Source organism: Shewanella youngdeokensis (assembly GCF_033180165.1).
Classification (GTDB): domain Bacteria; phylum Pseudomonadota; class Gammaproteobacteria; order Enterobacterales; family Shewanellaceae; genus Shewanella; species Shewanella youngdeokensis.
This window is the reverse complement of record NZ_CP136522.1, coordinates 895,748-917,447: the sequence shown is the minus strand read 5'-3', so window position 1 is coordinate 917,447 and position 21,700 is coordinate 895,748. Positions and strand designations below refer to the sequence as shown.

General features: G+C 43.0%; 22 protein-coding genes. 1 reads left to right on the top strand and 21 read right to left on the bottom strand.

Going from position 1 to position 21,700, the window contains the following annotated elements:
- Window positions 1-97: 97 nt before the first annotated feature.
- From dinB to RGE70_RS03900, 19 genes are all read right to left on the bottom strand, one after another.
- Window positions 98-1,177 carry a DNA polymerase IV gene (gene dinB, locus RGE70_RS03990; protein ID WP_310470249.1) on the bottom strand — a complete coding sequence of 360 codons (1,080 nt, stop codon included), beginning with the start codon at window positions 1,175-1,177 and terminating at the stop codon, window positions 98-100.
- A 159-nt stretch (window positions 1,178-1,336) separates the two neighbouring features.
- On the bottom strand, window positions 1,337-3,337 hold the full coding sequence (locus RGE70_RS03985) for a methyl-accepting chemotaxis protein (RefSeq protein ID WP_310470248.1): 2,001 nt from the start codon (window positions 3,335-3,337) through the stop codon (window positions 1,337-1,339).
- 358 nt (window positions 3,338-3,695) lie between these two features.
- Complete coding sequence (locus RGE70_RS03980; RefSeq protein WP_310470247.1) at window positions 3,696-3,899, bottom strand: hypothetical protein; 204 nt, start codon at window positions 3,897-3,899, stop codon at window positions 3,696-3,698.
- A gap of 249 nt (window positions 3,900-4,148) precedes the next feature.
- On the bottom strand, window positions 4,149-4,616 hold the full coding sequence (gene bfr / locus RGE70_RS03975) for a bacterioferritin (RefSeq protein ID WP_310470246.1): 468 nt from the start codon (window positions 4,614-4,616) through the stop codon (window positions 4,149-4,151).
- Window positions 4,617-4,628: 12 nt separating this feature from the next.
- Complete coding sequence (gene bfr, locus RGE70_RS03970; RefSeq protein WP_310470245.1) at window positions 4,629-5,096, bottom strand: bacterioferritin; 468 nt, start codon at window positions 5,094-5,096, stop codon at window positions 4,629-4,631.
- A 325-nt stretch (window positions 5,097-5,421) separates the two neighbouring features.
- Window positions 5,422-5,643 (bottom strand): (Na+)-NQR maturation NqrM, encoded by a 222-nt coding sequence (gene nqrM / locus RGE70_RS03965; RefSeq protein ID WP_310470244.1) that lies wholly within the window; start codon window positions 5,641-5,643, stop codon window positions 5,422-5,424.
- Window positions 5,644-5,655: 12 nt separating this feature from the next.
- Window positions 5,656-6,672 carry an FAD:protein FMN transferase gene (locus RGE70_RS03960; RefSeq protein ID WP_310470243.1) on the bottom strand — a complete coding sequence of 339 codons (1,017 nt, stop codon included), beginning with the start codon at window positions 6,670-6,672 and terminating at the stop codon, window positions 5,656-5,658.
- Between the two features lie 27 nt (window positions 6,673-6,699).
- Entirely contained in the window at window positions 6,700-7,947 is a 1,248-nt protein-coding gene (gene nqrF / locus RGE70_RS03955; RefSeq protein WP_310470242.1) for an NADH:ubiquinone reductase (Na(+)-transporting) subunit F, read from the bottom strand.
- A gap of 46 nt (window positions 7,948-7,993) precedes the next feature.
- On the bottom strand, window positions 7,994-8,602 hold the full coding sequence (gene nqrE, locus RGE70_RS03950) for an NADH:ubiquinone reductase (Na(+)-transporting) subunit E (protein WP_310470241.1): 609 nt from the start codon (window positions 8,600-8,602) through the stop codon (window positions 7,994-7,996).
- Between the two features lie 5 nt (window positions 8,603-8,607).
- Complete coding sequence (locus RGE70_RS03945) at window positions 8,608-9,240, bottom strand: NADH:ubiquinone reductase (Na(+)-transporting) subunit D (RefSeq protein WP_310470240.1); 633 nt, start codon at window positions 9,238-9,240, stop codon at window positions 8,608-8,610.
- A complete protein-coding gene (locus RGE70_RS03940) occupies window positions 9,240-10,034 on the bottom strand; it encodes a Na(+)-translocating NADH-quinone reductase subunit C (protein ID WP_310470239.1) in 795 nt (264 codons plus the stop codon). The genes RGE70_RS03945 and RGE70_RS03940 overlap by 1 nt, the downstream gene beginning before the upstream one ends.
- Window positions 10,027-11,229, bottom strand: a complete 1,203-nt coding sequence (locus tag RGE70_RS03935; RefSeq protein ID WP_310470238.1) for an NADH:ubiquinone reductase (Na(+)-transporting) subunit B — start codon at window positions 11,227-11,229, stop codon at window positions 10,027-10,029. The genes RGE70_RS03940 and RGE70_RS03935 overlap by 8 nt, the downstream gene beginning before the upstream one ends.
- Window positions 11,229-12,563 (bottom strand): Na(+)-translocating NADH-quinone reductase subunit A, encoded by a 1,335-nt coding sequence (locus tag RGE70_RS03930; RefSeq protein WP_310470237.1) that lies wholly within the window; start codon window positions 12,561-12,563, stop codon window positions 11,229-11,231. The genes RGE70_RS03935 and RGE70_RS03930 overlap by 1 nt, the downstream gene beginning before the upstream one ends.
- A gap of 778 nt (window positions 12,564-13,341) precedes the next feature.
- Entirely contained in the window at window positions 13,342-13,851 is a 510-nt protein-coding gene (gene luxS, locus RGE70_RS03925) for an S-ribosylhomocysteine lyase (RefSeq protein WP_310470236.1), read from the bottom strand.
- A gap of 47 nt (window positions 13,852-13,898) precedes the next feature.
- The gene (locus tag RGE70_RS03920) at window positions 13,899-14,993 is read right to left on the bottom strand and encodes a TRAP transporter substrate-binding protein (protein ID WP_310470235.1); all 1,095 of its coding nucleotides are present in this window, start codon (window positions 14,991-14,993) and stop codon (window positions 13,899-13,901) included.
- A gap of 95 nt (window positions 14,994-15,088) precedes the next feature.
- A complete protein-coding gene (locus tag RGE70_RS03915) occupies window positions 15,089-16,453 on the bottom strand; it encodes a TRAP transporter large permease (protein WP_310472913.1) in 1,365 nt (454 codons plus the stop codon).
- Window positions 16,453-16,956, bottom strand: a complete 504-nt coding sequence (locus RGE70_RS03910) for a TRAP transporter small permease subunit (protein WP_310470234.1) — start codon at window positions 16,954-16,956, stop codon at window positions 16,453-16,455. The genes RGE70_RS03915 and RGE70_RS03910 overlap by 1 nt, the downstream gene beginning before the upstream one ends.
- Window positions 16,957-17,114: 158 nt before the next feature.
- On the bottom strand, window positions 17,115-17,414 hold the full coding sequence (locus RGE70_RS03905) for a BolA family protein (RefSeq protein ID WP_310470233.1): 300 nt from the start codon (window positions 17,412-17,414) through the stop codon (window positions 17,115-17,117).
- A 104-nt stretch (window positions 17,415-17,518) separates the two neighbouring features.
- Complete coding sequence (locus RGE70_RS03900) at window positions 17,519-18,148, bottom strand: alpha-ketoglutarate-dependent dioxygenase AlkB family protein (RefSeq protein ID WP_310470232.1); 630 nt, start codon at window positions 18,146-18,148, stop codon at window positions 17,519-17,521.
- 127 nt (window positions 18,149-18,275) lie between these two features.
- On the opposite strand from RGE70_RS03900, the gene RGE70_RS03895 reads away from it, so the two are divergent.
- Window positions 18,276-19,511 carry a methyltransferase gene (locus tag RGE70_RS03895; RefSeq protein WP_310470231.1) on the top strand — a complete coding sequence of 412 codons (1,236 nt, stop codon included), beginning with the start codon at window positions 18,276-18,278 and terminating at the stop codon, window positions 19,509-19,511.
- 75 nt (window positions 19,512-19,586) lie between these two features.
- On the opposite strand, the gene RGE70_RS03890 is transcribed toward RGE70_RS03895, so the two are convergent.
- A complete protein-coding gene (locus tag RGE70_RS03890) occupies window positions 19,587-20,441 on the bottom strand; it encodes a sterol desaturase family protein (RefSeq protein WP_310470230.1) in 855 nt (284 codons plus the stop codon).
- Between the two features lie 30 nt (window positions 20,442-20,471).
- Complete coding sequence (locus RGE70_RS03885) at window positions 20,472-21,509, bottom strand: DUF2804 domain-containing protein (protein WP_310472912.1); 1,038 nt, start codon at window positions 21,507-21,509, stop codon at window positions 20,472-20,474.
- Window positions 21,510-21,700 lie beyond the last annotated feature (191 nt).

The following is a 21,700-nucleotide window of genomic DNA, read 5'->3' as shown; positions in this document are numbered from 1 at the left end:
AAAGTAAAACTTTGTAGTAACAAAAAGCCGCTGACATTATTCAGCGGCTTTTTTAATAATATACACTTCATGCAGAACCAACACTGCAACGAGTGAGCTAAAAACCTAAGTCGAGTTGTGATGTGTTCACAGCATTGGCTTCATCATTTGCAACTTGTTTTGACGCTAGCCCGACCGCAACCCCTAACAATCGGATCCCACGGCCTTGCTGCCTTTCTAAGGCTTGCTCTAATAATTGGTAGAACAAGTTAACCGATACCTCATCGCTTCGAAGCTCTATTGTGGTTTGTTTAAAGTCATCAAATTTAAGCTTTACCACCTGTTTATGGATCAGCCTGTCTTTAGCACTACGATTAACTCGGGCGGCTAACTCTTGGATCAGTTGCGGCATAACCGCACGGCACTGCTCTAGAGTGTGAATGTCTTTTGCTAATGTGGTTTCCACGCCAACCGATTTACGCTCACGGTTTACAGAAATACCACGCGGGTCAATGCCCTTAGCTCGCTCAATTAATACAGTGCCAAACTTACCAAAACGTTCAACTAATGCAGCATCTGAATAGGCTTGAACATCACTACACGTGTGCAAACCAATATCGGCTAATTTTTTTGCAGTGACCTTACCAACCCCAGGAATTTTAATTAGCGGTAGAGTCTTAACAAACTCTTCAATCATTTCAGGGCGGATAACATACTGGCCATTAGGTTTATTAAGGTCGGAGGCTATTTTGGCCAAAAATTTTATCGACGCAATTCCTGCAGATGCGGTAAGCCCGGTTTCTTGCAAAATATCCTGTCTAATCGCCTCTGCGATTCGTGTCGCAGAGCCCTGAAAGTGAGGGCTATTGGTCACATCAAGGTATGCTTCGTCTAGCGAAAGAGGCTCAATCAAGTTGGTGTACTTAGCAAATATGGCACGAATTTGTTTAGATATGTCTTTATATACCTGCATTCGGCCTGGAACGAGGATCAAATCAGGGCAGAGCTTCAGCGCATAAGCAGATGCCATCGCAGAGCGCACACCAAATTTACGAGCTTCGTAATTACAGGTACTAATCACACCACGGCGGTCGCTACGGCCACCAACAGCGATGGGTTTGCCTCTAAGCTCTGGGAAATCACGCATCTCTACGGCAGCGAAAAAGCAGTCCATGTCGACATGTATTATTTTTTGCAATCTAAAATCCTCCGCAGAAGATTTTACTGTATATAAAAACAGTACTCAAGCAGCATGGTTAATTAACCCAATAAAGTGACTGCTGTGCACAATAGCGTTAACAAAATAGGTTCAATGGTAATAAAAACGGAGCCTCTCGGCTCCGTTTTTATCGGCGTATTAAATTTTGAATTGATGAATATTATTTGATAGCGCCTCGGTAACTTTGGAGAATTTACCAAAGTTGGAAGATAGTGCTTCGCTGGCAACTAAAGACTCGTCTGATAACTCGCGCACATTATCAACATTACATGCGACCTCCTCTGCAACTACCGCTTGTTGATTCACCGCGGCAGAGATCTCAATCGTTTGCTGTTGAATCGCTTCAATTGCACTACTAATGTTGCCTAACGCGACTTCGACTTTGGCAGTTAAATCCTGCCCTTGGTTGGCTTGTTCGACCCCTTCTTCCATCACTTGTTCGGCTTCATTGGCATTTTGTTGTAGTGTTAAAATGATATCTTGAATATTGGCAGTTGAATCCTGAGTACGTGACGCGAGAGTTCGCACTTCATCGGCCACCACAGCAAAACCACGCCCTTGTTCACCCGCTCTGGCCGCTTCAATTGCAGCGTTTAACGCTAACAGGTTAGTCTGCTCTGCAATGCCGCGAATAACATTTAGCACTTCGCCAATTTGTTCTGACCGAGTGCGCAACTGTTTAATGACTTTAGCGGCTTCGATAACTTGTACCGACAAAGATTGCATGCCTTGCGTTGCTCTGGCAACAATCACACCACCTTCAATAGACTCTGCCTGTGCCTTATGGGCAAAATCACTAGCCCTTTGCGCACTTGCCGCCATATCTTGGCTAGTATGCGCCATCTCGGTTGCCGCTGATGACACCGATACCAGCTCCAGCTTTTGCTGGGAAACCGAACTCAGCGCTTTTTCGCTAAATTGCGTCGCATTGAATACGCCAGCTTCAACCTCTTCGGTTAGGTCTCGTGTCTGTTGCAGCATGCCATGCACTTTGGCTGCAAACCGGTTAAAGGCGTCACTTAATAAGCCTAGCTCGTCCGCTCGGTCCATTGAGATCCGTTTTGATAAATCATTATCGCCAGCGGCAATATCTTCCATTGCAAACAAAAGGCGATGAATTTGCTGTCTAAAGGGCAATAAAATACCCCATACGGTAATGCCAACCAGCAGCATAATAAAACAGGAGATTAAAATTGAATCGAAAATCAGACTATTAACTGGTGCGTCAATGATTTCTGTCGGCAACATAAATGCCAAATGCCATTTTTGCTTTGGATAGCTTCCACTCACTTCAACAAAACTCACCCTCTGCAATTGGCCTTGGAAGGTCACTTCTGCAAAACCTGATGCCTGCGACACCATTAACTGGCTTAAATCACTAAACCCACTGGTCTGGTTGAATTGACGATCAATTTGACTAACATCAGCACCAGGGGCAAAGGAGGGGGTAAAACCAGGAAAGTACACTAATTTGGCATCACCAGTAATTAAAAAAGCCTGCCCAGCACCTTGGTAGTTCATCGACGCCAATAGCTCACTACCTATGGTATCGATTAATATATCCATACCGCCAATCCCAATAAAGCGGCCTGATTTGTCATTAACGACCGTTTTTACAGTGGCCGAAATAGAACCATCATTTGCGTCAACCGCGGGATCACCAACAAACATCCCACCTTGATCGATCGCTTCTTGCCACCAAGGACGTTTATTAGTGAAGTACTCAGTGTCATCATAGCGTCCATTAAGGTCAAAATACTCAAAAGTATTCGCAGATCCAAAAAACACTGACTTAATATCACTGTCTTTATCAGAGAAATATTTAAAGTACTCAACAATCTCATTGTACTTTTCATCAAATGACAAGTTACTTGAACGGCGGTTATATTGACTGAACCATTCAATGACACTTGGGTTAGCAAATATTGCGTGAATAAGCTGCCCTTTAGCATCAAAATAGCTGCTAACCTCGTTCGACTTAAGCTGTACTAGGCTACTCAAGTCATTATCAATTTGCTGCCGAGTGCTGCTACTTTCATTGTTAATTAACCACAGTGCAACGATAGTAAGCAGTACAGCTAAAGCCCCCACGATAGTCACAACCAACTGCATACTGAGCGAACGTTTAAACCAAAGCATCTATCATCCTTTTATTATCATTATTTTAGGTTCGACCAAACTAACTTAACAGAAAGAAAACAAATTTAAAGCAAATGCTCAGTATTTACCAGTAGCCGACAAAGAAGCGATTAATGGTAAGCCTACGTGTTACTTTCTTAAATTGGCTGCTTCGCGGTTATTTTTAACAGTGCAGTAAGTTACAAGCGGAGGCGATGACATACAACGAAGGACATACAGGAGAGAAAAAAACTAATGCAGGTAAAAAAGGCAGTGCAAAACACAACCTAATGAGTCACGTCACTTACATAAAACTAACGTAATGAATCGATTTAATCGCTAGCAATCGCAATCAATATGCGCAAAAACAGGATGATTTTTAAAATAAGTTATTCAACATTGAAAGCTCATCAGCTGACAAGGCTGAGTCTGCAATCCTTGAGTTTTGAGTTGATATAGCATAAGTATTGTTAAGTTTAGCCAGCTCCAACTGTTTTTCTAAGCGACTAATTTTTGCTAACAGGCGCTCTATTTTTAGCCTGCTTTCGTTTTCATATACTTCTTTTTTGACTGAAATCATCACAACTATTCCTTTGATGCCATGCGCTAATCAAAATTACTTGTTTATAAGATTAGTCGAAAAAAACGACTCAGCAATAAAACTTTAGCGTGTTTATTTATTCAACAATAATAAATTTTCGGTGCTGAATAAAAGCTGAATAGATGAAGTCAAAAAACAACTTAAAAAATGGTAACTTACGTTAGCTAAAGCTGACTTAGCAATGAGCACTTACCCGTAAAAACAGCCTAAGTGCTCTGTTACTTTTTGTATCTACATTTTACTTTGTAAGTAATTGGCTAAACCAATTTTTGCAATCAAGCCTAATTGCTTTTCAAGCCAATGCATATGGTCTGATTCGGTCTCCTCTAGCAGCAGCTCCAATATCTCACGGCTTTCATAATCTCGGTGTTGCTCACATAGCGCTATAGCAACACGTAGGTTGTCAGCCACTTGATATTCATACGCTAAATCATTTTTGAGCATCTGCTCTGGATCAGTACCAATATTAAGAGGCTCTCGGCTAGCCACATCAGGTGTTCCTTCAAGAAACAAAATACGTTGCACCAATTTTTTGGCATGCTCACGTTCGTCATCAGATTCATGGGAGATCTGTTTATGTAATTCGGTTAAGCCCCAATCCTCGTACATCAGCCCGTGTACAAAATACTGATCCATTGCCGATAACTCTCCGGTGAGCAGTTTATTTAATGTATCAATGACATCTTTATTACCTTTCATAGTGCTCTCCGGTTAGTTCATTTTCGATTGTAAGTAATTTTGAATCCCTGTTAGCGAAATGAGTTCCAATTGGGCTTCTAGCCAATCTAAGTGCTCCTCTTCATCTTGTAATAGGTCTTCAAGCAGATCTCGACTAACATAGTCTGCTAACTGTTCACATATGCTAATTGCCTCTCGCAGTGACAGTAATTGCTCTTCCAGCATCATTTTGTCGCATTCAAGCATCTCAAGACTGTGTTCTCCAATACGGATTTTGTCTAGCTGCTGCAGATTTGGTAGCCCTTCTAAAAACAAGATCCGTTCGATAACTTTATCTGCGTGCTTCATGTCTTGAATGGATTTTTTATATGCTTTTTGGTTTAGATCTTCGAGCCCCCAGTTTTTGAACATTCTGGCATGCAAGAAGTATTGATTAATTGCAGTTAACTCACTGGTCAATACTTTGTTTAACTGACTAACGACTTTTGGTTGTCCTTTCATTGTTATGTCCTAAGTTAAATTGATCTATATCAATATTTACAGCCTAGGGCAAAAAAACAACAAATACAATTAAACGCTAATATTTCATACACTTAATAAAGACAACCATTCTCATTATCACTATGATTTATAGTCAAAAAAGACGCATGTAAGTACAGGTTTATCTAACTAAACTAGTTAATTACATCTACCCTGACTGAGTTTGCAGCACTGAATAATGCGAGGACAACAGCGTTTATTAGCACAAAGTATGCTAAACACGCTTGCTTTAGTTTTATTTGATATAAGGCTCCACTGGGGAGCCTTATATGATTTAAGTCGTTTATTAGATAATGCGGTTTTGTGCGAGCTTTTCATTACGCTCTTGTTCCGCCATGCGGGCTTTGCGCTTGTCACAAGGGTTATCACAATCACAGGCTTTTTCGATACCCAAAGCTCCTAAGCCGCCACAGCTGCCAGCCACCGCTTGTCTTTTGACGAGGTAACCAATGGACATTAATAAAAAGAAACCTAGTAAAACAAAAAATGTCGCTAAAAATGTGCTCATATTCAACTCCAACTATGGTGCAACGTAAGGTTTAAAGGCGTCGCTATAAAAAACCTTAAAGCCATCATCTTGCTTTTCTATAAGCATTATCGCTAGCTGCTCACGATTAGCAAGCTCTAGAGAAGCTTGCGTACCTAACACCATCATCGCGGTGGCATAACCATCTGCTATCATTGATTGCGGATGCAACACCGTCACTGATGCCAGTCGATGATCGATAGGAAATCCCGTTCTTGGGTCTATCAAATGAGAAAATCGCTTACCATCCTCTTCATGATAAATTCGATAATCCCCTGATGTTGCCATACCAATATTTTTAGGTGAGATAACTTGCTGAACCGCTCTTGATAACTCATTTGGCTTCTCTATCGCAACTCGCCATAATGAACCGTCACCTTTGGTGCCATGCAAACTAATTTCGCCGCCCACTTCCACCAGATACCCTATAGGTTGATACTGATCTAATACCGCAGCCACTTTATCAACACCAAAGCCCTTAGCGATTGCCGACAAATCAACATACAAACCAGCATTACTTTTACTAAGTTGATTCCCCTCGAGCGTTAAAGAGGCAAGGCCCGTTAACGTTTTTGCTGCTTTGATATCGTTTTCACTTGGTACAGTAATAGGTTTTTTATCTGGTCCAAAACCCCATAGGTTGACTAAGGGGCCAATGGTAATATCCAGCGCACCGCCGGTTTTTTGGTACAAATCCAAGCCTGCTTTTACGACTTTAGCAACATCATCTGACACAGTTAAAGGCGTATCAACTGCTGCAGCATTAAACCGCGACAGTTCAGACTGAGGCCGATAAGTCGACATTGCATCATTAACCTGTTCAAGCGCTAAATCTATTTCAGCTTGTAACGTTATTGCATCGGGAAGCATCGCACTTTTCACCACTTTAATGTGGTATGTAGTGCCCATGGTTTGACCCGATAATGATATTATTTCAGCAGGTTTACTACATGCTGAAATAAAAAAGGCTAACCCAATCAGGGCCAGCCAATTTACTAAGGCCTTAAACATATCGACCTATTACTCCAATTAGCGAGTTTAGCCACCAAAATCATCCAACAGGATGTTTTCATCTTCAACACCGAGATCTTTTAGCATACCAATAACAGCTGCGTTCATCATCGGTGGGCCACACATGTAAAACTCACAGTCTTCTGGCGCTTCATGGTCACGTAAATAGTTTTCAAACAATACGTTATGAATAAATCCAGTGTATCCGTCCCAATTATCTTCCGGTTGCGGATCTGACAGTGCTACATGCCATTCAAAATTATCATTGTCAGCAGCAAGGCCGTCAAAGTCTTCAACATAGAACATTTCTCGACTTGAACGTGCTCCATACCAAAAACTCATCTTACGCTTAGTGTTAAGACGTTTAAGCTGATCAAAAATATGTGAGCGCATCGGTGCCATACCTGCACCACCACCAACAAAGACCATTTCCGCTTCGGTATCTTTAGCAAAAAACTCACCAAATGGACCCGATATAGTCACCTTATCGCCAGCTTTAAGGCTAAAGATGTACGATGACATCTTGCCACATGGCAGGGTTAGGTTGCGCGGTGGTGGCGACGCAATACGCACGTTTAACATGATGATCCCTTCCTCTTCAGGATAATTCGCCATGGAATATGCACGAATGGTTTCATCATCAACCGTCGATTCTAAGTTAAAGAAGCCAAAATGTTCCCAGTCACCACGGTATTGTTCAGGAATATCGTAATCGGCATACTTAACATGATGCGCCGGTGCTTGGATCTGGATGTAGCCACCAGCACGAAATGGCACCGAATCGCCATCTGGTATTTGCAGCTTAAGCTCTTTAATGAAAGTGGCTTTGCTATCGTTTGAGATAACTTCACATTCCCACTTCTTAACCCCAAATATCTCTTCTTCTAATTCAATTTCCATATCAGACTTTACGTTTACCTGGCACGATAAACGGCAGCCCTCACGCGCTTCACCTTTGCTGATATGATCCACTTCTGTTGGTAAAATCTCACCACCACCAGACTTAACGTGAACTTTGCACTGCCCACACGTACCACCACCACCGCAAGCAGAAGAGACAAAAATACCGCTTTCTGCCAAAGCGCCTAGTAGTTTACCACCAGCAGCGGTTTTAATTGCTTTGCTTTCATCGTCATTGATGCCAATAGTGACATCTCCGCTTGGTACTAACTTGGATTTGGCAAATAAAATAACCAAAACTAACACTAATACAATTGCGGTAAACATACTCACACCGAGATACACATCGATTGGAGTAGATTCAAGAATACCCATTCACTTATCCTTAAAGGTTCAAATTAATACGTCGCTAGCTGTCTCTTTACAAAGACACACCTGAAAACGACATGAAACCTAGAGCCATTAAACCTGCGGTAACAAAGGTAATACCTAAGCCACGAAGCCCGTTAGGAACATCTGCATATTTTAACTTTTCGCGGATCCCCGCCAGCAAAACCAGTGCTAATGCCCAGCCAATACCAGAACCAATACCAAACACTAAACTTTCAGCCAAGTTGTAATCACGTTCAACCATGAAAGACACCGCGCCAAAAATAGCACAGTTTACGGTGATCAACGGTAGAAAGATCCCCAATGCGTTGTATAGTGGCGGAAAGTACTTATCCAGTGTCATTTCAAGTATTTGCACCAACGCAGCAATTACACCAATAAAGGTAATGAACTTCAAAAAGCTCAGATCTGCGTCTGGCACTCCCGCCCAGGCTAATGCGCCTGGAGCCAGAATACTTTGATAGATTATCTGGTTAACAGGCACTGAAATTGCTAGTACCACAATCACCGCCACACCCAAGCCCATCGCTGTTTTAACTTTCTTTGAAACAGCTAAGAAAGTACACATACCGAGGAAAAAGGAAAGCGCCATGTTTTCGATGAAAACTGAACGAATCAATAAACTAATATAATGTTCCATTATGCTTATCCTTTAGCTTCAACTTGCTCTGGCTTCATGGTGCGAATAATCCAGATCAATGCACCAATCAGGAAAAACGCGCTTGGAGGCAGCAGCAATAGGCCATTTGGTTGATACCAGCCACCGTCAGAGATCTTGCTTAAGATTTCAAAGCCGAACAGTGAACCATTACCAAACAACTCACGTACAAATCCAACTGATAATAGGATTGCACCATAACCAAGACCATTACCAATACCATCCATAAAGCTCATTAATGGTGGCGTTTTCATCGCATAAGCTTCCGCACGCCCCATTACGATACAGTTAGTAATAATCAAACCAACAAATACCGACAGTTGCTTAGCAACATCGTAAGCATATGCTTGGAGTACTTGGTCAACCACAATCACCAGTGATGCAATAATTGTCATCTGCACGATAATGCGCACGCTGCTAGGGATGTGATTGCGAATCAGTGAAATAAATAGATTCGATAGTGCGCATACCGCAGTCAATGCAATTGTCATCACCATCGCAGTTTCCATTTTACTGGTTACTGCCAGTGCACTACATACACCCAGAATTTGTAAAGCAATTGGGTTGTTGCTAACGATAGGTCCAATTAGAACCTGTTTGAGCTCTTTTGTATCAGCCATTAGCTAAGCCCTCCTTTGCGAGCTTTCTCGATAAAGCGAGCAAAACCTTCTTCACCTAACCAAAAATCAAGTGAGTTCTGAACACCGTTACCGGTTAGCGTTGCGCCAGAAAGTGCATCAACACCGTGTGATGATGCCGCTACCGTCGGATTTTTAGTAACACTAATGGCAAGATTACCTTGCTCATCGTATAACTTTTTACCGGTCCACTTAGCAATCCATTTAGGATTTTGTACTTCGCCACCAAGACCTGGTGTTTCACCAGAGCCAGTAAAGCTGTAATACACTAAGCTGCGAATGGTATTCAAATCAGGCTCAACAGCCAGAAAAGCAAACATGGTTGACCACAAGCCATAGCCTTTAACAGGAATGATCACTGTTTGAAGTTGCTGGTTGTCATCACGAACCAAGTAAACCACTGCATTATTAGCAACGCGCTTAACCGACGCTATATCATTTTGCGGGACAAACGAGCTCCCCACGGTACGGGCGGCTTTTTCGGTATCAAAAGTTTCAGCATCACCTGTAACCCAGTCACCGGTTTTCAAATCAACCAGTTTGGCCTCAACATACTTTACGTAAGTATCTTGGATTTGCTTTTTCTCTAGCTTGCCTTCTTTAATATTAATAAGACCTGCAGCTTCAAGGATATACTTTTGTTTATCCAGCAATTTATTTTCTTGTTGTGTTGGTTTCAACAACACTGCTGCCGTAGAAACAAACATAGAGCAGATGAAACACAAGCCAACTACAACGATGAGTGTTCTTCCGAACGAATCTTTATTACTAGCCACGAGCAATCCTCCGCTTGATATTCGACTGAACCACAAAATGGTCAAATAATGGAGCAAATAGGTTAGCGAACAAGATGGCCAACATCATGCCTTCAGGAAATGCAGGGTTAATAACACGAATGAAGACCGCCATCGCACCAATTAAGATACCGTAAGCCCATTTAGCGTTATTAGTGAAAGACGCTGAAACAGGATCCGTCGCCATAAACATCATACCGAATGCAAAACCACCTAACACAAGGTGCCAATACCAAGGCATAGCAAACATTGGGTTTGTGTCACTGCCTATCGCATTAAGCAGCAGTGAAACCGCAATCATGCCTACCATGACACCTGCAATAATGCGCAATGAAGCGATTCGTGTATAAACAATTACAGCTCCACCAATCAATATTGCTAGCGTCGAAACTTCGCCCACAGACCCCGGAATGAAACCGAAAAATGCGTCCCACCAGTTCTGAGTTAAACCATATTCTAAGGTGCCTTGCGCCGCTTGGCTCAGTGCCGTTGCACCAGAGAAGCCATCAGCGGCTACAACCCAAGTGGTGTCACCCGACATACTAAGTGGATAAGCAAAGAATAAAAATGCTCGGCCAGCCAGCGCAGGATTTAAGAAGTTACGCCCTGTTCCACCAAAGATCTCTTTCGCCACAACCACACCGAAAGTGATACCAAGTGCCACCATCCACAATGGAATGGTTGCTGGTAAAGTTAGCGCAAATAAAATTGAAGTAACAAAGAAGCCTTCATTTACTTCATGTCCACGTACAGAGGCAAATAGCACTTCCCAGAAACCACCAACAACAAATGTCACGGCGTAAATAGGAAGGAAGAAACAAGCGCCGTACCACATCAACGTAGCGACGCCAGCATCAGCAGTTAATTCAGTGCCAAATAGTCCGAATAAAGCCACTTGCCAAGTATCTGGCGCAGCAAAGCCGGCAATTAACGCCTCTTGCGCTTGTAAACCCACATTGTACATACCAGCAAACATAGCCGGAAACGCACATGCCCAAACCGTAATCATCATACGCTTTAGGTCTAGGTTATCGCGAACATGGGTACGCCCCTTATTCACGTGACCTGGCGTATAAAAGACAGTATATGCTGCTTCAAAAAGCGCATAAAACCGCTCATATTTACCGCCTTTTTCAAATTGCGGTTCAATATTTTCGAAAAACTGTTTTAAGCCCATTAGCCTTCCCTCACGATCGTATCTAAACAGTCACGTAAATATGATGCATAGTCATATTTTCCTGGACATACGAAAGTACACAGTGCCAAATCTTCTTCGTCCAATTCCAACGCACCTAGCGTTGCAGCGCCATCATAGTCACCAGAGACCAGATCACGCAGCAGCATTGTTGGCAGAATATCCAGTGGCATAACACGCTCGTAATTACCAATAGGCACCATGGCGCGATCGCTTCCTCCTGTACTCGTTGTCATATTAAACAAACGAGAGGGTGAAAGGTGACCAAGGAAAGCACGCGTAATTGAAAACTTGTCACCGCCGGGCATTGCCCAACCAAATAACACTTTCTCAGTGCCCTCTTCTAGCAAGCTAACTTGGTTATGGTAACGCCCAAGATATGCATGAGGTCCGGTTGCCATGCGCCCACTGAGCACTGACCCCGAGATGATTCGAATATTACCGTCAGCGGTTTCAGTTGACATCAATTCGACCATCGCTGCCCCAATAACAGTTCTAACTAACCGTGGCTTAACTGCTTTAGGCCCAGCAATTGCTATAACGCGTTGAGTGTTTAGCTCTCCGGTTAAAAATAGCTGACCAATTGCGATGACATCTTGATAATTAACGTGCCAGACAGTTCGAGTAGCAGAGGCAGATAATAAGAAATGTATATGAGTACCAGGCAAGCCTGCGGGATGACCCCCAGCAAACTCTTCAACTTGAGCATTCGCACTTGGTATATCGGCACCAGGCGCTTTACAAAGGTAGACTTTCCCCTCTGTTAGCTTTGACAATAGCGTTAAGCCGGCCTCAAAATCTGCTTTGTGCTCAGCAATCACCACAACAGGGTTAGCTGCCAGTGGTTGCGTATCTATTGCAGTGACAAAAATGCCCGCGGCGGTTGAATCAACAGCCGGCACTTTACTAAAAGGGCGGGTACGCAATGCCGTCCACAATCCTGACTCGATTAGGTTGTCACGTACTTGCTGCGATTCCAGTGTTGCAATTGCTGTGGCGTCATACTGAGCAAAAGAGATAGATTCATCTCCTTCAGCCTTGATCACAACAGACTGCAGAACACGTTGAGCGCCCCGGTTAACTTCGGTAACTGTACCACTGGCTAAAGCCGTATATTTAACGCCAAGGTTCTTTTTATCTTCAAAAATGACCTGACCCTTTTTAACTTTGTCGCCCACTTTAATTTTCATGGTCGGACGTAAGCCAACATACTCTTCACCCAAAGTAGCTACATGGTTGATGGCTGGACCATCATAAATAACTTGCTCTGGCCCACCTGCTATGGGTAGGTCTAATCCTTTCTTTATTGTAATCATATCCACAAGCACTACGTTATGAAGGAAAGACAATGCGCCGCGTTCCTGCTAAACACACAAGTTAAAAAAACACCTCCCCTGTGTTGAGCTAGCGCAAACTTATTACATAAATGCGACCGTAATCACGCTGTTCGCGCGCATTTTACCGTAAATATCACAAGGTCGCCATGAAAAACATCTCTATTTTAAAAGGTTACTGACATTTTCATAACAAGCAGTCCGAATATTGCAAATACATTCCACTCATTTTTTCCACAAAAAATACATATTAGCTATATATATAAAGGAGTTAACCACTCCTTACAGGCTATCGACCAGCAAACATTAGACTTGCATAAACAAGGGTAAGCCGTCATCTAAGTGCTGTTTATTTAAACAAGTGTTCATACGGCTACTTTGCCGAATAAATGCTATAAGCTGTTTAAATTTCACTCTAAAAAATATATCTCATATGAGTTTTATCAAATTGATATCAATCAATAAATAAATGCCTAATTAAACAACTCAAGCTTTTTCCACGTTGCAGCTCATTCGTCATCAGTAACGTTAAAGTCCACTTCAAAACAACAAAACAGGGCATATCGATAAATAACTACAGATATAAAATTGCTGTGGACGTTTGTTGGCGGCACACTTCATAGCAACTCGGTTCAACAAACTGCGGCGCCGTATGCTAATTGCAGTCGCTTGCTTTACCGCAACTGCACCCAGATTGATAATTTTTAAGCACAAAAAAAGCGGCTATGGCCGCTTTTCATTGTTTATCTATAGGCTGTTATTACAAACCGTTTAAAATCTCATCGCTAAGTGTCAGTTCGTCATTACGATTTACGTTAACACCGGCGGAAATAATACTGCGGGCAATATCTTTAGCCTCATCTAACGAGTGCATCTCAAAGGTGCCACACTGGTACTCATTCAGCTCTGGGATCTCAGACTGCTCAGCAACCCCCAAAACGTCTTGCATTGCTGCTAACCAAGCGTCTGCAACAACCGACTCTGACGGAGTACCTATCAAGCTCATATAAAAGCCTGTTCGGCACCCCATAGGAGAAATATCAATAATTTCTGTACCATTGCCATTAAGGTGGTCACGCATGAATCCAGCAAAAAGATGCTCAAGTGTATGAATACCTCTTTCACTTAAGATCGCTTTGTTAGGGATGCAAAAGCGCAGATCAAATACCGTAATGGTATCGCCACTCGGCGTTGACATCGACTTCGCCACCCTAACTGCTGGGGCATTCATTCGAGTATGATCAACGGTAAAGCTATCTAATAACGGCATAACTAATCTCCTGACTCGCGCTAAGTATGATTCACAGTACTAATTGGTTACGGCCTTAATCGGCTGTATGCATCTTCTGATATTTCATGATACTTACGCACTCCAACTTCGTAGTCAATATAAGCTTGATAAACTTTTTTCATCATAGGATCTTGCATTGACTGCTCTGCAATGACTTGTTTAGAAATTGCGGCCAGCTCAACCATCACTGCTTCAGGGTACTGCTTAAGCACAACCCCCTGCTCACTGATTAACGTATCTAATGCGTTGATATGCTTAACGGTGTATTCATCAAGCATATCTTGGTTAACCGCTTTCGAAGCCACTTTAACTATCGTTTGTAGATCTGCCGGCAAGGTTGCAAATGCGTCTTTATTAATTAAAAACTCTAAGGTGCTGCCCGGTTCATGCCAGCCTGGGTAATAGTAAAACTTAGCCGCTTTGTGCAAGCCAAACGCTAAATCGTTATACGGGCCAATCCATTCAGTTGCGTCAATCGCCCCAGTTTGCAGTGCGGTATAAAGTTCTCCTCCAGGCAAAGTGACCGGCACTCCTCCGGCTTTTTTCAGCACCTCGCCACCTAAGCCTGGCAAGCGCATTTTTAAGCCCTTAAGATCATCCAAGGAGTTAATTTCTTTATTAAACCACCCGCCCATTTGCACCCCAGTGTTGCCACCAGCAAGTGGCATGATGCCAAAAGGCTGATAAACCTCTTCCCATAACTGCATACCGCCGCCATGGTGCAACCAACCATTCATTTCGCGCGCATTAAGCCCGAATGGAATAGACGTAAAAAACTGAGCGGCAGGAACTTTTCCTTTCCAATAATAAGCAGCGCTATGCCCCATTTGCACCGTACCTTGACTCACAGCATCAAAAACCTCAAAGGCAGGCATTAACTCTCCAGCTCCATAAACTTTTATCGTTAACCGTCCATTGGACATTTTAGCAACTAAGTCTGCAAAATTTTCAGGCGCCATACCAATGCCAGGAAAGTTTTTCGGCCAAGAAGTGACTAGCTTCCATTCAATCGGTTTTACTTCTACTGCGACTGTATCTAATGTCGGGGTTTGTTCTGCTTTACCGCAACCGCTTAATACGATGGCGCTATAGGCAACCATTAAGGCGACTAATCGTTTCATACTACTCTCCATGTTATTTTGTCCGTTACTTGCTGTGTTAATACCTGAAAGTTAAGCTAATACTGAGTTCTGTTTGAGGCTTATGCCAGTGGTCTTCAACCATAAATAACACTCGGTAACCAAGTTACTAAACTGGGCCATACACTTAAAATTAAAAGCAACAGTAGTTGGATAGCAACAAATGGCATGACCCCGCGATAAATGTCACCACTGCTAATAAGCTCTTGGGTAACGCCTCGCAAATAAAACAATGCAAAGCCAAATGGTGGGGTTAAGAATGAAGTTTGTAAGTTGACCGCGATCATAATGCCAAGCCATATTGGGTCTAAACCCATTGCCAGCAAAATGGGCGCAACAAGTGGCACCACTACAAAAGTAATTTCGATAAAGTCGAGAATAAAACCCAGTAAAAAGATGACGAACATCACCAGTAAGGTGGCACCAATAACGCCGCCAGGCATGTTATTAAACAGCTGTTGAATTAACTCATCACCACCAAAGCCTCTAAATACCAGCGAAAAGATAGAAGCGCCGATCAGGATCAAAAACACCATTGAAGTGACTTTAACCGTACTTTGCATTATATCCTTTAGCACCGTGAGGTTTAGCTGCCTTTTTAGCACTGCTATCACTAAGGCCCCAAATGCCCCTACAGAGGCCGCCTCGGTTGGAGTTGCAACTCCTAGTAGTATTGAACCTAATACCAAGAAAATAAGCACTAAAGGAGGCAGTAACACTGTTAATATTGATGCCACAAAACGGATATCTAACGCACTTACACTTGCAGGCTTAGGAAAATGTTCTGGCTTTAATTTGATTAAAATGACCGTGTACAGGCAATACATGCTCAATAGCAGTAGCCCCGGAATAAGCGCTCCGGCAAACAGATCTCCAACAGACACCGATTTAGGACTAAAAATGCCCATCTTTAATTGTGCTTGCTGATATGCACTTGACAACACATCTCCCAGCAACACCAATGCAATTGAAGGGGGGATGATTTGACCCAACGTGCCGGTCGCACAAATAGCTCCGGCGCTAAATGCGGGATCATAACCTCGCTTTAATAATGTCGGTAATGACATCAGCCCCATAGTAACTACGGTAGCCCCGACAATACCGGTACTTGCTGCCAGCAGCATGCCGACAAAGAACACGCTAAATATCAGTCCTCCCTGCATGCGGCCAAATAATTGAGCCATGTTACTTAGCAATTGCTCTGCGATTTTCGACCTTTCTAGTACCACCCCCATAAATACAAAGAGAGGGACGGCCATTAAAATACTGTTATTGATCACCCCAAAAAGTCGGTTCGGTAACGCGCCTAAGAGTGCAGAATCAAATACTCCCACCATCTCGCCGATCACAGCAAATATTAACGACACACCAGCCAGCGTGAATGCCACTGGGTAGCCAAGCATTAATACAACGCAAATAGCAATAAACAACAAAGTGGCCATCATTGATTTTTACCCACAGATTTAGGGAATAACAGCCGGTTTAACCGTAACAGCTCGACTAGCCCTTGCAACATCAAACTAAGTGGCAACCCTAGTAATAATGATTTTTGAATATAAACAAAAGGTAAGCCACCCGCTTCAACTGATGTTTCACTGTAATGCCATGATGTCATCACGTAGTCAAAACTGGCGTATAAGATATAAATAGAGACAGGAAACAAAAACAATAACGTACCAAGAAAGTCGACCCAGTTACGGGCCTGCATTGAGAAGCGTCGATAAAAGATATCAACCCTGACATGCCCATCATGCTTTAAGGTATAACCCGCAGCTAGCGTTAAGATTGCACCATGGAGATAAAGCGCCATTTCTTGAGCAGCTGTCGCCCCAATATTAAATATATATCTTAATATCACGACGGCTAAGGTTATAAGTACCATCAATAGGGTAAACCAACTCACCCAACGGCCGCTTCTATCGACCCATTGTTCAATTATTTTCATTATTTTATAAGCGCTCTGGACAATTACTTATAAATAACAAATTTACAACAAAAAAGACACTTAACAACCAGCCGATGTGTTTTGGGGATAGCAACTTGAGTTAAAACAAAAAATCACAGCGTATTGCTGTGATTTAATCAAAGTAAGGCTTACTGCTACTAGCCTTTACATCTAGGTGACACCGGCACTGCAGATTCTATCGCCCATTCTTCTGGGGTAAAGGTATGTATAGAAAGTGCATGTAAGCCATTGGCAAATTCATCAGCAAGCGCTTCATTCACAACGCGATGACGCCCAATAAGGCGTTTGCCTACAAATTGCTGACTACTAACAATAACCTTAAAGTGAGATTCAGAATTGGGTGGCACATGGTGGTTATCACTTTCGTTGATCACTTCTAGGTGCGTTGGCGACAGTGCTGCGGTGAGTTTTTCGGTAATGCTCTGTTTAACTGACATAACGATTTTCTCAATAAGAATAATTGTGACAGCGGCAGGTTACTGCGATAAACAATAAAGATCAACACACTTAATCGCTGCCCACAAACTAAAGCCTGCCAGCACTATTTTGCCTGGTGAAATCCGACGATTAACTGCCGAAAGGTATAGTTAAGCCGCGGCTGTTTTACCCGAAGCCGCTTCGGCACTGAATGCTCAAAGTTACTTTGCATCGGCCAATGCATAATCAGCAGGTCGCCGCTGTTTAATGTCAGTACGACTTTCTCTTTAGTGACTTTGTGTCGAATAAAAAAATCTCGGCTAGCGCCCAATGTTAAAGAGGCAATATCGCTACCAGCGGCAATCTCTTTTTCATCATCACTGTGCCACCCCATTGACTCCGTGCCATCTTGGTAAAGGTTTACCAGCACGCCATTACTCACAAATGAAAAGTCTCGTTGTAATTTTTGACGCAACTTGGCCGCGTATTGGGGCCAGGGAAGTGCCTTAATCAATAAACCAGAATACAAGTAATCGCAGTCTTTATCAGCAAACCAAGCTTGACTGCGAGGAATAAGGTGGCGCTTACCATAAACAGTCACCGCTGGTCGCGCCAGCGGGTACTGCTTAGCTTCCTCAATAAGAGCCTGCTGTTGCTCATTAGTCAAATAGCTTCTAATTAGTGTATAAGGAGCAGGCTTAACAACAGTATTGGCCAACTGAACGTCGTCAAAACCTATTTTGACTTGCTTCATTACGCCCCCTTAAAAGACTCAAAACCGATAATAAATCCTGCTTAAATGAATCATTACGCCTAACATATACCTAAGATCATAAATCTGCGATAATACGCGCCCTATTTTATTTGGTACTTATTGGCATATGACGACACAACTTTCAGTTTCGGGCATTGAACTCGAACTCTTCCGTTACCCTAGCAGACAAGAGTCTAACCTGCAGGCGTGGGACGCTGCCGATGAGCACTTAATAAAACACCTAGTCGACACAGAACAAGCCCCGACCAATACCCTTATTGTAAACGACAACTTTGGCGCATTAACGGCCGGCTTGTTATCAATCAATCCTGATTGGCCATTAACGCTAGAAACCGATGCTAAAACCAGTTTATTAGGTACAACACAAAACTTAAGCCGTAATCAGTTAAGCGCTGACAGCCTCACTTGGGTTAATAGTCGTGATGAATTACCGCAAGGTATTCAACTCGTGCTAATGAAGCTACCTAAAAACCTTAATTATTTTAGCCACCAGCTCAAGCGTTTATCACAAGTGTTACCGGCTGGCACCCAGGTATTTATCGGAGCTAAAGCCAAATCAATTAATAAGTCATTGCTCGAAACCATTAGCCGTAATCTTGGCGCCGCCAGTGCTAGCTTAACGTGGAAAAAAACCCGTGTTATCACTTGTATAACCGACGGCAAACCTCGTGCTTTACCAACCACAATAGACTGGTCGGTACCGGAGTTTAATTTAAAAATTAGTAATTTAAGTAATGTATTCGCGGCCAATAAACTCGATATTGGTGCGCGGATCATGCTCGACAACATGCCCAAAGGTGAGTTTAAATCCATTGTCGATTTAGGCTGTGGTAATGGTATTTTGGGCTTACATGCAAAACAGTGTTTCCCTGACGCTTACATCCACTTTATTGATGACTCAGAAATGGCTGTCACCTCAGCAAAAGCTAACTGGGCTTTAAACAAATTGGATAACCCAGAACTAGTTGGCCAACAAGCTACATTTGCGTGGGATGACTGCCTAACCAATATGAATGAGGGCTTTCGCCCAGATCTAATTTTATGTAACCCGCCATTCCATCAAGGTGAAGCGATTACTGACCACATTGCTTGGCAAATGTTTTTAGACGCATTTAGACGTTTAAAAAACGGGGGGATCTTACACGTAGTAGGCAACCGTCATTTGGCTTATCACGTTAAGTTAAAACGTATTTTCAAGAACTGCACCACCGTTGAGTCAAACGGAAAGTTCGTCATTTTACAGGCGCAAAAAATAAGCAAAAAAGCACAAGAACTTGAACAAAGCTCAGCAACTAGCGCTCCACATCCACAAAGTGCATTATACGGCGCAGCTAAACGTTAAATGTAGCCACATGGTATAAGTAACATGACAACGGCGAACCAAAGGTTCGTCGTTTTTATTGGTTTAGCTTAGCCTTTAAAGTTTACTCTGTGGGGCGGAAAACAATATTTTAAACCGCTCAATAAGCGTCAAATTTGCTGCAAATGCCTCTTTAAACATGTCGCGCCACTCAGCAAAAGTGACCACCAAAGGGTTAACGCTATTAATCGGTTTAGTAATACCGTACTCAACGATTTCGACCTCCTTTGCAAAAGTCCCAAACAGACGATCCCAGATGATAAAAATACCGGCATAGTTTTTATCAATATATTGAGGGTTACGGCCATGATGCACCCGATGATGTGACGGCGTATTAAACAGCCACTCTAACAGCCCTAATGTTTTAATCGCTTGTGTGTGCACAAAAAACTGTAGCCCTAAGTTTAATAGCACCACAAATACAACCCACTTTGGTTCGAAACCAATTACAACTAACGGTAGCCAAAACAGCCACATTCCGGCCAATGGGTACATTAAGCTTTGCCTAAATGCCGTGCTGAAATTCATATGTTCAGAGCTATGGTGCGCCACGTGAGCGGCCCACATCCAACGCACCCGATGACTGGCACGATGAAACCAGTAATAACAAAAGTCTTGCGCAATCATTAACGCTGCAAATGTGGTAGCCTCCATCTCGATATCAAACGCACGCCATCCAAAAAACAGTAAGTACAACTTGGCAATAAAGAGCCCAGTCACAATATCCGCCAACTGATACATCGCCGCTAAACTGACATTACATAAGGTTTCAGGCCAGTGGTAACGTGCGCTAAGTGGTAATCGCTGTTGCCTATCACCGAAATACCACTCCAGAAATATACAAATAAAAAACAGCGGTGCCAGCAGCAGTAACAAAAAATCGGGGGGAAAAATTAGCGAATTTTCGTCCATGTTTAACCGTCCTTAGAAAGGCTTAACTACCTACCAGCGTGCAAAGTGGTCTTCGGTTAGCCCCAGCACATTATTGATCAAATGTTTATGCCCAAAGTTATCAATAATATAACCACTGAAATGCCCTAAATACTGCCTAAAGTTACTTTTAATCAGCCACAAATTGAGCTTTTGTTGGCGACAATTGCGAGGTATAAAAGTCAATTCAATCTGGCCATTGTCAGAGTAGATCTGCCACGGCTGCGCTGAGGTTTCTTTTGATAGTTGCCGAGCAAACTCAAAGCGCACCGCGCCCAGTAAATGACGCTCACCGTTAAGCCAAAATACATTTTCATTACAACCGGTTTCATTCACGCCGGCCGCTAAGTTAAGCCCCAAACTACCTTGCGCCGTTAAACTATTAATACTCGCCCAACGCCAACTGGTTTCTCGGCGCATATAGCCAGCACTAAAATCATAACCAGCAGTAACTCGCTGCAAAGGCTGAGGCTCATGATTAATAATCAACTGCCCTTTTACCTGTAACCCATTGTGCTTTTGGGTATACGTCCAACCGTTGTACCCTGTGGGAATACACACCGCCATCGGTAAACTCAACGGTTCTGGCTGTAAATGTAAATCAGCTTCAATGCCAAGAGCCTGCAAACCTACTCGCCACCCTCCGTCGACAATACCAAATTCGATAGTACCTTTACCGCCACTAATACTTGCCACACCTTGCATAGGCGATGCTGACATTTTATAGCCAACGCCCAGTGGTTTAAGCCAAGTTGACTCTAATAAAGTGTTGTTTTGAATGTCGTACAAATAGCAAAATGCGCTCCCTAAATAACGAATGTCGGCCAGTGCGACGCCAATAACATAGTGAGGTGTAACGATGCTGACAAATTGAAACTGTTTATAGTCGAAGTGCTTAGACCACCTTGATGCAGGCTTATCCATTGAGTTGAAGTAACGAAACTGCTCAGTAGCTAGCTGATTAACGGGACCATCGAAATGGCCAAAATTCGGAAAGCCGTCGGCATTAATCAGCGATGCTGGTGCGGTGACACTAGTGAGCGTTTGCACACGTTCTACAGACATAAGCTCAAACTCCTTATCAACACATTATAGCTTCACTCTATCTTGTACCAGCACAACTGAAAAGCTATAGCACAAAATTTGCTCGCTCCCCCCCAAAAAGCAGAACAACATGGATTACCGCTGCAATATAGCCAAGCAACGCTTGAGTAAGGGTGCATCACAACTCTTTTGTGGCG

Excerpts from the sequence above, each read along its gene's own strand:
- RGE70_RS03985 (WP_310470248.1), bottom strand. The coding sequence starts at position 3,337 with ATGCTTTGGTTTAAACGTTCGCTCAGTATGCAGTTGGTTGTGACTATC.
- bfr (WP_310470246.1), bottom strand. The coding sequence starts at position 4,616 with ATGAAAGGTAATAAAGATGTCATTGATACATTAAATAAACTGCTCACC.
- bfr (WP_310470245.1), bottom strand. The coding sequence starts at position 5,096 with ATGAAAGGACAACCAAAAGTCGTTAGTCAGTTAAACAAAGTATTGACC.
- nqrM (WP_310470244.1), bottom strand. The coding sequence starts at position 5,643 with ATGAGCACATTTTTAGCGACATTTTTTGTTTTACTAGGTTTCTTTTTA.
- RGE70_RS03960 (WP_310470243.1), bottom strand. The coding sequence starts at position 6,672 with ATGTTTAAGGCCTTAGTAAATTGGCTGGCCCTGATTGGGTTAGCCTTT.
- nqrF (WP_310470242.1), bottom strand. The coding sequence starts at position 7,947 with ATGGGTATTCTTGAATCTACTCCAATCGATGTGTATCTCGGTGTGAGT.
- nqrE (WP_310470241.1), bottom strand. The coding sequence starts at position 8,602 with ATGGAACATTATATTAGTTTATTGATTCGTTCAGTTTTCATCGAAAAC.
- RGE70_RS03945 (WP_310470240.1), bottom strand. The coding sequence starts at position 9,240 with ATGGCTGATACAAAAGAGCTCAAACAGGTTCTAATTGGACCTATCGTT.
- RGE70_RS03935 (WP_310470238.1), bottom strand. The coding sequence starts at position 11,229 with ATGGGCTTAAAACAGTTTTTCGAAAATATTGAACCGCAATTTGAAAAA.
- RGE70_RS03930 (WP_310470237.1), bottom strand. The coding sequence starts at position 12,563 with ATGATTACAATAAAGAAAGGATTAGACCTACCCATAGCAGGTGGGCCA.
- luxS (WP_310470236.1), bottom strand. The coding sequence starts at position 13,851 with ATGCCGTTATTAGATAGCTTTACCGTTGATCATACTCGAATGAATGCC.
- RGE70_RS03920 (WP_310470235.1), bottom strand. The coding sequence starts at position 14,993 with ATGAAACGATTAGTCGCCTTAATGGTTGCCTATAGCGCCATCGTATTA.
- RGE70_RS03915 (WP_310472913.1), bottom strand. The coding sequence starts at position 16,453 with ATGGCCACTTTGTTGTTTATTGCTATTTGCGTTGTATTAATGCTTGGC.
- RGE70_RS03910 (WP_310470234.1), bottom strand. The coding sequence starts at position 16,956 with ATGAAAATAATTGAACAATGGGTCGATAGAAGCGGCCGTTGGGTGAGT.
- RGE70_RS03905 (WP_310470233.1), bottom strand. The coding sequence starts at position 17,414 with ATGTCAGTTAAACAGAGCATTACCGAAAAACTCACCGCAGCACTGTCG.
- RGE70_RS03900 (WP_310470232.1), bottom strand. The coding sequence starts at position 18,148 with ATGAAGCAAGTCAAAATAGGTTTTGACGACGTTCAGTTGGCCAATACT.
- RGE70_RS03895 (WP_310470231.1), top strand. The coding sequence starts at position 18,276 with ATGACGACACAACTTTCAGTTTCGGGCATTGAACTCGAACTCTTCCGT.
- RGE70_RS03890 (WP_310470230.1), bottom strand. The coding sequence starts at position 20,441 with ATGGACGAAAATTCGCTAATTTTTCCCCCCGATTTTTTGTTACTGCTG.